Source organism: Caballeronia glebae, assembly GCF_001545035.1.
GTDB lineage: Bacteria > Pseudomonadota > Gammaproteobacteria > Burkholderiales > Burkholderiaceae > Caballeronia > Caballeronia glebae.
On sequence record NZ_FCOJ02000077.1, the window covers coordinates 22,800 to 30,494 of the forward strand.

General features: G+C 63.0%; 9 protein-coding genes. 4 read left to right on the forward strand and 5 right to left on the reverse strand.

The genetic code is table 11. The features are described from left to right. Window positions 1–12: 12 nt before the first annotated feature. Window positions 13–807, reverse strand: a complete 795-nt coding sequence (locus AWB82_RS32695) for a 3-hydroxybutyrate dehydrogenase (RefSeq protein ID WP_086973437.1) — start codon at window positions 805–807, stop codon at window positions 13–15. Window positions 808–1,096: 289 nt separating this feature from the next. Here AWB82_RS32695 and AWB82_RS32700 point away from each other — a divergent pair, with 289 nt between their 5' ends. Then, window positions 1,097–1,942 carry a 23S rRNA (adenine(2030)-N(6))-methyltransferase RlmJ gene (locus tag AWB82_RS32700; protein WP_086973438.1) on the forward strand — a complete coding sequence of 282 codons (846 nt, stop codon included), beginning with the start codon at window positions 1,097–1,099 and terminating at the stop codon, window positions 1,940–1,942. Window positions 1,943–1,955: 13 nt separating this feature from the next. On the opposite strand, the gene AWB82_RS32705 is transcribed toward AWB82_RS32700, so the two are convergent. After that, the gene (locus AWB82_RS32705) at window positions 1,956–2,327 is read right to left on the reverse strand and encodes a hypothetical protein (protein ID WP_086973439.1); all 372 of its coding nucleotides are present in this window, start codon (window positions 2,325–2,327) and stop codon (window positions 1,956–1,958) included. A 112-nt stretch (window positions 2,328–2,439) separates the two neighbouring features. Between AWB82_RS32705 and copM the strand changes: the two genes are divergently transcribed. After that, entirely contained in the window at window positions 2,440–2,838 is a 399-nt protein-coding gene (gene copM, locus AWB82_RS32710; protein ID WP_086973440.1) for a CopM family metallochaperone, read from the forward strand. A gap of 98 nt (window positions 2,839–2,936) precedes the next feature. Here the strand turns inward: copM and AWB82_RS32715 are convergent, their stop codons facing one another. Beyond that, window positions 2,937–3,083, reverse strand: coding sequence for a DUF3563 family protein (locus AWB82_RS32715; protein WP_086973441.1), 147 nt, complete (start codon window positions 3,081–3,083; stop codon window positions 2,937–2,939). A gap of 234 nt (window positions 3,084–3,317) precedes the next feature. Beyond that, the gene (gene cueR / locus AWB82_RS32720; RefSeq protein ID WP_008349194.1) at window positions 3,318–3,704 is read right to left on the reverse strand and encodes a Cu(I)-responsive transcriptional regulator; all 387 of its coding nucleotides are present in this window, start codon (window positions 3,702–3,704) and stop codon (window positions 3,318–3,320) included. 95 nt (window positions 3,705–3,799) lie between these two features. Between cueR and AWB82_RS32725 the strand changes: the two genes are divergently transcribed. Beyond that, the gene (locus AWB82_RS32725) at window positions 3,800–4,006 is read left to right on the forward strand and encodes a heavy-metal-associated domain-containing protein (protein ID WP_086973442.1); all 207 of its coding nucleotides are present in this window, start codon (window positions 3,800–3,802) and stop codon (window positions 4,004–4,006) included. Beyond that, the gene (locus AWB82_RS32730) at window positions 4,003–4,941 is read left to right on the forward strand and encodes a dTDP-4-dehydrorhamnose reductase family protein (RefSeq protein ID WP_086973443.1); all 939 of its coding nucleotides are present in this window, start codon (window positions 4,003–4,005) and stop codon (window positions 4,939–4,941) included. The genes AWB82_RS32725 and AWB82_RS32730 overlap by 4 nt, the downstream gene beginning before the upstream one ends. Here AWB82_RS32730 and AWB82_RS32735 read toward each other — a convergent pair. Next, window positions 4,935–7,695: error-prone DNA polymerase (locus AWB82_RS32735; protein ID WP_086973445.1), on the reverse strand; the 2,761-nt coding region annotated here is incomplete at its 5' end. The genes AWB82_RS32730 and AWB82_RS32735 overlap by 7 nt on opposite strands.

Here is a 7,695-nt window from a genome sequence, read left to right on the forward strand (position 1 = left end):
CGCGTCTTCTCCTTATTGCATGAACCAGCCGTGACTCACGACGAACGATTGGCCCGTCAGCGCCGCCGTTTCGAACGCCGACAGGAAGAGCACAGTTTGAGCGACATCCTCGACGGTCGTGAACACACCATCGACCGTGCCGCCCAGCATCACGCGCTTGACGACTTCTTCCTCGCTGATTTTCAGCTCCTTCGCCTGCTCGGGAATCTGCTTGTCGACGAGCGGCGTGCGCACGAAACCCGGGCAGACGACGTGCGAGCGCACATTGTGCTTCGCGCCTTCCTTTGCGAGCACGCGCGCGAGGCCGAGCAAGCCGTGTTTCGCGGTCACATACGCCGATTTCAGCGGCGACGCCTCGTGCGAATGCACCGAGCCCATGTAGATCACGACGCCGCCGCGATCGTCCTTGTACATGTGCTTCAGCGCGGCTTTGGTGGTGAGAAACGCGCCGTCGACGTGGATCGCCATCATCTTTTTCCAGTCGGCATATGCGTAGTTTTCGATCGGATTGACGATCTGGATGCCCGCATTCGACACGAGGATGTCCACCGAGCCGAACTCCGCCGCGACGCGTTCGATACCCTGATTGACCGCTTCTTCGTTCGTCACGTCCATCGCGATGCCGATGGCCTTGCCGCCCTCGCCGCGAATCTCCTCGGCGACCGCATTCGCGCCCGTCTGATTCAGATCGGCGATGGCGACCGCCGCGCCCGCGCCGGCCAGCGTGAGCGCGATTGCGCGGCCGATACCGCTCGCCGCGCCCGTCACGACCGCGGTCTTGCCGTCGAGCTTACCGTTTGATGACATGCGAACCTCCTATCCAGTGAAAGACATCGGGTGTATGACAACATCCATCGGCACGACCATCAAGCTGGCCGTTCGACATAGGAACAGTCGGGCGAACAATCAGAATGCCTAGGCCGTTCGGCCGACTATTCACGAGTGCTCGGGAGCGGTTATTGTGCATGAAGGACGCAGTGCGCCGCAGCGCGGCCCTGGCGTCGCGCGTATTGCGTGGGACAGGGTCAGCTAGAATAGGCGCCCTTCCTCCGCACCTTTCACTTCTGCTTCTCGCGCCCGACGCGGGCCTCCTGCCATGCTCAGTTATCGTCACGCCTTTCATGCGGGCAACCACGCCGATGTGCTGAAACACGCGATCGTCATCCAGATGCTTCGCTATCTCGGCCAGAAGGACAAATCGTATTGGTATATCGACACGCACGCCGGTGCCGGCGTCTATTCGCTCACCGAAGGCTTCGCGGCGAAGAACGCGGAGTTCGAGACGGGCATCGGCAAGCTTTGGGATCGCGACGACCTGCCTGCGCTACTCGCCGACTATGCCGGTGAAGTGAAGGCGCTGAATCCCGATGGCGGTCTGCGCTTCTATCCCGGCTCGCCCTATCTCGCCTGGCGCGCGATGCGCGAGCAGGATCGCATGCGCCTTTTCGAGATGCACAGCACCGAGATCGACGTGCTGCGCCACAATTTCCGCGATGCCGGCCGGCGCGCGATGATCTACGAAGGCGACGGCTTCGACGGCATCAAGGCGCTTCTTCCACCGCCGCCGAGGCGCGCGCTCGTGCTGATCGACCCGTCTTACGAGGACAAGCGCGACTACGCCCGCGCGCTTACGTGTCTCGAAGAAAGCATCAAGCGCTTCGCGACCGGAACGTACGCGGTCTGGTACCCGATCGTCGCGCGCACGGAGTCGCAGCGTTTCGCCGATCAGTTGAAGGCCCTTCAGCCGAACGGCTGGCTGCATGCGGCCCTCACGGTGAGAAAGCCGCCGACGGACGGCTTCGGCCTGTTCGGCAGCGGCATGTTCGTAATCAATCCGCCCTACACGCTGGCGAAGGATCTGAAGGAGTCACTGCCCTATCTCGTCAAAGCGCTCGGCGAGGACGACAACGCTTCGTTCAAGCTCGAACATCGCGCGGCCTGACTTTGGCTCGCGATCAGGGATGAGGCGTGCGCGGCGTTCTCGGGCGCGCGCCTCCACTGGGCTGTGTGGGCGCAGTGTTCTGCCCGTTCGAATATTCGACGTACGGTGAAACGACGATTGGCGGCTGGGCCTCCTGTGGAATGCCGGGCAAGGTCGCCATCGGCACCATGCCTGGGCCGCCAAGTGGCCCGCTCTGGAGCACAGTGCCGCTCACGCCGCTGTGAATGCCGGTTTGCGTATCGAGCACGAGAGGCTCGCCGCCCGGCTTGGCGTGTGCCAGCTGCGAGCCAAGCAAGGCTGCGGCGAGCGCAATGCAAATACATGTGGCTTTCGCGACTCGGTCGCGAAAGCGCATATTCGTCAGGTCGTTGATGTTGCCACGCATCGAGCGCTCTTTATGTAGACGAAACCGCTTTACCTTACCCCCGTGGCAAGCTTTAGGCTAGGCGTTCCGACACAAACGCAGCTCTAAAACCGCCCCTTCCACAGGAGATTCGATGAAAACAACAAGAATCGCGCTTGCCCTCGTTGCCACCCTCTGTAGCGCAAGCGCGATCGCCCAGACCGCGGCGCCCGCGAGCGATGCAATGCCCGGCATGAACATGGAGCAGCACGCGCCGAAGCCTACGGACGTCTCGTCCACTGCCGCATTCCAGGCCGCCGATCAGAAAATGATGTCGGGCATGTCGGCCATCGAGTACACGGGGAACGCCGATCGCGATTTTGTCGCGCACATGATTCCGCATCATCAAGGCGCCGTGGAAATGGCTAAGGTCGAACTGAAGTACGGCAAGGACGCGAAGCTGCGCAAGCTGGCGAAGGACGTCATCGCCGCGCAGAACAAGGAAATCGCGTTCATGAAGCAGTGGCTGGAGCAGCATCCGCCGAAACAGTAAGGCGGTCCACGCTCACATCACGCAGATAAGCAAAAGCCCCGCGATGCGGGGCTTTTCAATTTTCACGTTCGGCGTTTTCGGCGCCAGGAACGAAACGCTTAAGCGTTATAGCCGTTCGATTCGAGCGAGCGGATGCGCTTTTCGAGTTGGACGATGTCCGTCGATTGCGCAAGGTAGGCTTCGCGGCGGCGCTGCTCGGCGGCTTCAAACCAGATGCTCAGTTTTTCGATCAGGAATGCAAACATGATGTTCTCCAAGGTCTTCAAAAGATCCCTGGCAATTCGGGTCAGGGATAACCCGCGTTAGGGAATACCCGTATTATAGAGGAGAACATTCGGGAAGTGGTAGTGAAATGCTTGAATAGTGTGCATTCGGTTTCGGAATGGTGCGGAAGATTCGCTTCCTTAAACCATTGATTTTTAGGAAAAATATTAAGAATCGAGCGTATTGCCTTGCATTTGAGCACCACTTATGTGCATTCACTGCGCCAGCTTATCCAGAATCGGGCAGTCCGGCCGGGCATCGCCGTGACAGTGGTTCGCCAGATGCGACAGCGTGTCGCGCATTTCCGTCAGTTCGGCGATTCGTCGGTCGAGTTCCGCGACATGCTCCAGCGCGATCGACTTCACCTCGGCGCTCGCCCGCGACCGGTCCTGCCACAAGGCAAGCAGCTTGCGGATATCGTCGACGAGAAAGCCGAGCCGGCGCGCCTGACGCACGAAACGCAGCGCATGCACCTCATGATCGCCATACACGCGATACCCCGACGATGTGCGCCCGACCGGATTCAGCAATCCGACGCTTTCGTAATAGCGGATCATTTTCGCCGTCACGCCCGAGGCGCGGGCCGCTTCGCCGATATTCATCGTTCGCTCCTGAAAAATTTCATCCTGACTCTACACCTTCCCATGATGGCAAGGTATACGATGTCGTCGATCGAAGCTTCTCAATAGGAACCGCAATGACCGAATTCGAAGTTCAGGGCATGAGTTGCCAGCACTGCGTCGCGGCCGTGACGCGCTCGATTCAGGAAATCGATCCGCAGGCGCAGGTTCGCGTCGATCTGGAGCGAGGCAAGGTCGCCGTCGAGTCCGCCGTTTCGAACGATGCGTTGAAGGAAGCCATCGACGAGGCCGGCTACACGGTCGTCGGCGTCGCTTCGGCATGAGGGGGAACGAGCGCTTTACCGTCGCGCTCATCGGGGCGTCGGGGTTGCTCGGTCGCGCGGTCGCCGCCGAACTGGCGAGCGCGGCCGGCGCGCAGAAATGGCGCGTCGTGCGCACGGCCCGCAGTCGCGCCGACGCCACGAGCGTGAAACTCGATCTGCTCGACCATGACGCGGTGCGCGCCTTCCTTCGCGAGCTCGCGCCGGATGCGATCGTGGTCGCGGCGGCGGAGCGGCGTCCGGACATCTGCGAAAACGATCCGGCGCTCGCACGCGCGTTGAACGTCGATGCGCTGAGCGTGATCGCGACCGAAGCGCGCGCGCTCGGCGCATGGGTATTGTCGATTTCGACCGACTACGTATTCGACGGCACGTCGCCGCCCTATTTGCCCGACGACGCGCCCGCGCCGCTCAATGCCTACGGCCGGAGCAAGCTCGACGGCGAACGCGCATTGCTCGCGAGCGATCCGATGTCGTGCGTGCTGCGTTTGCCGCTGCTTTACGGGCCGTTCACCGACTGGAACGAATCCGCGGTGACGAGTCTCACGCCCGCGATCGTGAAGTCGGCCGACCCGGCAAACCCGTCCGCATCGATGGATGCCTGGGCGACGCGCTATCCGACTCTCACGTCCGATGTCGCCGTGGTGATCCGCGGCATGCTCGAACACCGTGCGAAAGGCGCGACGATCTCGGGCATCACGCAATGGTCCGGCGACGAACCGATGACGAAGTTCGATATCGCCGAACGCATCGCACGGGCGCTGAAAGTGGACGCCAGGCTCGTCGCGCAGCGCACGCCGACGGACGCGACGCCGCGCCCGCGCGACTGTCATCTCGATTCCGGCCGGCTCGAAGCGCTGGGAATCGGCCGGCGCACGCCGTTCGACATCGCGATCGGCGGACTGCTCGCGAAGTATCCGGGCGTCTCGTCTCAATGAAAATCGCGGCTCGGCGCGGCAAGGCGGCCGAGCAAAGCGCTATGGTCTTCGAGCCGTTGCGCCACCAGATGGCGCACGTCGCCCTCCATTTGCCAGACGCCGTGCACGCCGAGCAGCGACGCGCCTAGCAGCACCTTGCGCTGCTTCTCGACGAGCCCCGGCCAGACGATCACGTTGATCGCGCCCGTTTCGTCCTCGATCGACACGAAAATCGTGCCGTTCGCCGTGCCCGGCCGCTGTCGCACTGTCACGATGCCGCACGCCCGCACGAAGCGTCCGCTTCTGATTTCCGCCAGGTCAGCCGCGGTCTTGAAGCGCATACGCGCAAGCTTCGCGCGCAAAAGCGCGAGCGGATGACGATTGAGCGTGAGCCCGAGACTCGCGTAATCGTCGACGATTTCGCGGCCTTCGGATGCTTCCGGCAGCGCGAGCGGCGCCTCGCTCATCGGCGCGTCGCGCAGCAATTCCGGTGCGCGCTGCTGCGCCGTGACCGCCCACCACGCCTGACGCCGATGCCCCGAGATGCTCGCGAGCGCATTTCCCGCCGCGAGTGCTTCGAGTTCGCGGCGCGACAACGCGGCACGGCGCGTGAGATCGTCGACATCGCTGAACGGCGCTTGCGCGCGCGCGGCCATGATGCGCTCGGCCGCCGCTTGCGGGAGACCTTTGATCAATTGCAGGCCGATCCGCACGCCCGGCCCTTTCGCTCCGTATTGCCGTCCATCCAGCTCGACGCGCTTTCTGAGTCTGCGCGCCGCTCGCCGCACGGTCTTCCGAAACACGCGATCCAACGCGGCCGCGCCATAGAACTGCTGACGCCGCCGTTCCTTGTCGGCATCGAACGCGATGCGCCCGCCATCGCCGGCGCGCGCTTCCAGCACCGCTTCCCAATCGCTCACGGAGACATCGGGCGCGAACACCGGCACGCCGTGACGCCGCGCGTCCTGCACGAGTTGCGACGGCGAATAGAAGCCGAGCGGCTGGCTGTTCAGCAGGCCGGCCAGAAACGCCGCGGGCTCGTAACGCTTGATCCACGCGCTGATGTAGACGAGCAGCGCGAAGCTCGCCGAGTGACTTTCCGGAAAACCGTATTCGCCAAAGCCCTCGATCTGCTTGCACACGCGCGCCGCGAAATCGTGCTCGTAGCCGCGCGCGAGCATCTTCTGCATGAGATCGGCCTGATATTTTTCCAGATGACTGCCGCGACGCCACGCGGCCATCGCGCGGCGCAACTGATCGGCCTGTTCCGCCGTGTAGTTCGCCGCCACCATTGCGAGCTTCATCACCTGCTCCTGAAAGATTGGCACGCCAAGCGTTCGGCCGAGCACCGGCCGCAGTTCCTCTTTCGGATAATCCTCCTCTTCCAGCCCCTGCTTGCGACGCAGATACGGATGCACCATGCCGCCCTGAATCGGACCGGGCCGCACGATCGCCACTTCGATGACGAGGTCGTAATACGTCTGGGGCCGCAAGCGCGGCAGCATGCTCTGCTGCGCGCGCGATTCGATCTGAAACACGCCGATTGTGTCCGCGCGGCAGCACATCTCGTAGACGGCTTTGTCCTCGCGACGAATATGCGACAGCCCGAAGCCCGGCACGCCGCGCCGCAGCGCGACGAATTCGAGCGCGCGCCGGATCGCCGAAAGCATGCCGAGCGCGAGCACGTCCACTTTCAGGAGCTTCAGCTGATCGATGTCGTCCTTGTCCCACTGGATCACGCAGCGGTCTTTCATCGCGGCGTTTTCGATCGGCACGAGCCGCGACAATCGTTCCCGCGCGATCACGAAACCGCCGACGTGCTGCGACAGATGCCGCGGAAAACCGCGCAACTCGCGCGTGAGCCGGATGAGATGCTTCGTGACGTGCGAGTCGTCGCTGAAGCCCGCTTCGCGGAGATAACCGGCCACCGCCGACGGCCCATCCCACCATTGCTGCGATTTGCCGATGCGCTCGATCAGCGAGGCATCGAGCCCGAGCGCACGGCCGACATCCTTCAGCGCGCTGCGCGTGTGAAACGTGATGAGCGACGCCGCCAGCGAAGCGCGATGCCGCCCGTACTTCTGATAGATGTACTGGATGACTTCCTCGCGCCGCTGATGCTCGAAATCGACGTCGATGTCGGGCGGCTCGTTGCGCGCTTGCGAAATGAAGCGTTCGATCAGCAGGCCCATCCGGACCGGGTCGAGCTCGGTGATGAACAGGCAATAGCAAATGATCGAATTCGCCGCCGAGCCGCGGCCCTGACACAGAATCCCCTTGCTGCGCGCAAAAGCGACGATGTCGTAGACCGTCAGAAAGTACTTCTCGTATTCCAGCTTCGCGACGAGCGCCAGTTCCTTTTCGATGAGACCGATCGTCTCGGCATCCATGCCGTTCGGCCAGCGCTGCAGCGCGCCCGCGATCACCCGCTTGCGCAGATAGCTCGCGGGCGTCTCGCCGGGCGGCACCAGTTCTTCGGGATATTCGTACTTGAGTTCATCGAGCGAGAAGGTGCAGCGAACGGCCACCTTCAGCGTTTCCCTGATCGCCTCTTTCGGATACAACGCGCCGATTCGCAGCCGCGTACGCAGATGCCGCTCCGCGTTCGCTTCGAGCGCATAGCCGCATTCGGCGAGCGGCCGGTTCAGACGAATCGCGGTGAGCGTGTCCTGCAACGGCTTGCGCGAGCGCGCATGCATCAGCGCGCCGCTTGCCGCGACGAGCGGCAATCCGCTCGCTTCGGCGATCACGCGGCACGAGGCGAGACGCTCATCG

Excerpts from the sequence above, each read along its gene's own strand:
- copM (WP_086973440.1), top strand. The coding sequence starts at position 2,440 with ATGAAAACAACAAGAATCGCGCTTGCCCTCGTTGCCACCCTCTGTAGC.
- AWB82_RS32730 (WP_086973443.1), top strand. The coding sequence starts at position 4,003 with ATGAGGGGGAACGAGCGCTTTACCGTCGCGCTCATCGGGGCGTCGGGG.
- AWB82_RS32725 (WP_086973442.1), top strand. The coding sequence starts at position 3,800 with ATGACCGAATTCGAAGTTCAGGGCATGAGTTGCCAGCACTGCGTCGCG.
- AWB82_RS32705 (WP_086973439.1), bottom strand. The coding sequence starts at position 2,327 with ATGCGTGGCAACATCAACGACCTGACGAATATGCGCTTTCGCGACCGA.
- AWB82_RS32715 (WP_086973441.1), bottom strand. The coding sequence starts at position 3,083 with ATGTTTGCATTCCTGATCGAAAAACTGAGCATCTGGTTTGAAGCCGCC.
- cueR (WP_008349194.1), bottom strand. The coding sequence starts at position 3,704 with ATGAATATCGGCGAAGCGGCCCGCGCCTCGGGCGTGACGGCGAAAATG.
- AWB82_RS32700 (WP_086973438.1), top strand. The coding sequence starts at position 1,097 with ATGCTCAGTTATCGTCACGCCTTTCATGCGGGCAACCACGCCGATGTG.
- AWB82_RS32695 (WP_086973437.1), bottom strand. The coding sequence starts at position 807 with ATGTCATCAAACGGTAAGCTCGACGGCAAGACCGCGGTCGTGACGGGC.